1 protein-coding gene is annotated in these 1284 nt (G+C 39.4%); it reads right to left on the minus strand.

Annotated features, from left to right (window positions below; genetic code table 11):
* On the minus strand, positions 1 to 1256 hold a 1256-nt coding region (ggt, locus tag CQA66_RS09045), incomplete at its 3' end, for a gamma-glutamyltransferase (RefSeq protein ID WP_115582661.1).
* Positions 1257 to 1284 lie beyond the last annotated feature (28 nt).

The raw sequence follows: 1284 nt of genomic DNA on the forward strand, positions 1-1284 counted from the left end.
TTAATCGTATACGTCACACTCACAGCATTACCCCATTTATCCACTACTGAATAATGCGTTGTATGATTACCTTCTTTAAAGCCTTTTGCATTTGGATTAATAGCTTTTTCTTCCTTGATAATCCCTAATCCAGCTTTTATATTTTTGCTAGAAAGAGCTCTAGACGTCTTTTGTATGTTGGCATAAATTTTCTTTGCATATTCTTTACTCAATAAAGTATCAAGCGGTATCGGGAAGAAATCTGGATCCCCCATAAACACAGCTCTATCAGCATAAGCCTGCCTCATAGCTTCCACCATAAGACGAATAGTTTGTGAAGAATTGAAGCCTAAAGCTTTAATATTGGCATTTTCCATAATGTTGAGAATCTGAATAAGATGAGTTCCTCCACTGCTAGGCGGCGACATAGAGACAATCTGATACCCCCTGTAAGTCCCTACAACAGGCTTTCTCCATATAACTTTATATTGCGCTAAATCTTCTTTTGTAATAATGCCACCATTATTTTTCATATCCTCCACAATAAGGTCTGCAATCTTGCCTTGATAAAAAGCACTCTCTCCTTCTTTTTGAATAAGTTTCAGAGTCTTTGCTAAATCTTTTTGAACAAGAATATCGCCCCCTTGATAGGTAGAGCCATCTTTTTTAAGAAAATATCTCCTAGAGCTTGCGAACTTTGCGAAATGCTCTTTAACTTCTAGCATTGTCTCTGCTTGCCTATCCGTAATGACAAAACCATTTTCTGCCAAATCAATAGCTGGTTGAATCAACTCACCTAATTTCTTTGTGCCATATTTATCGAGCATTGCGCTCATACCTTTCACAGTGCCTGGCACTCCAGCAGCCAAATGCCCGATTGTAGAAGCGTTAGGGATAACATTGCCCTTAGTATCGAGATACATATCTCGTGTAGCGGCTAATGGAGCAGTTTCTCTAAAATCTAAGGCAACATTCTCTCCATTAGCTAAATGAATAAGGGCAAAACCTCCTCCGCCAATATTGCCTGCTGCAGGATGGGTTACTGCTAAGACATAGCCTACTGCTACCGCTGCGTCAATAGCATTACCGCCTTTATCGAGAATAGCTTTGCCTATTTTGGTAGCGTATTCACTACTAGTAATAGCGAGTCCATTCCCATTGGTGTCTCTTATAGGAGGATAGCTCGCTGCATGCAAGAGTGCAAATGGTTGCAAAACAACAAGACAACAAACAAGAAAGCTAATAGCAATTACACGTTTAATTAATCGATTAACCATTGAATGCTTTATGAGGTGTGTGAGGGAA

Source organism: Helicobacter aurati (genome assembly GCF_003364265.1).
GTDB classification, from domain to species: domain Bacteria; phylum Campylobacterota; class Campylobacteria; order Campylobacterales; family Helicobacteraceae; genus Helicobacter_A; species Helicobacter_A aurati.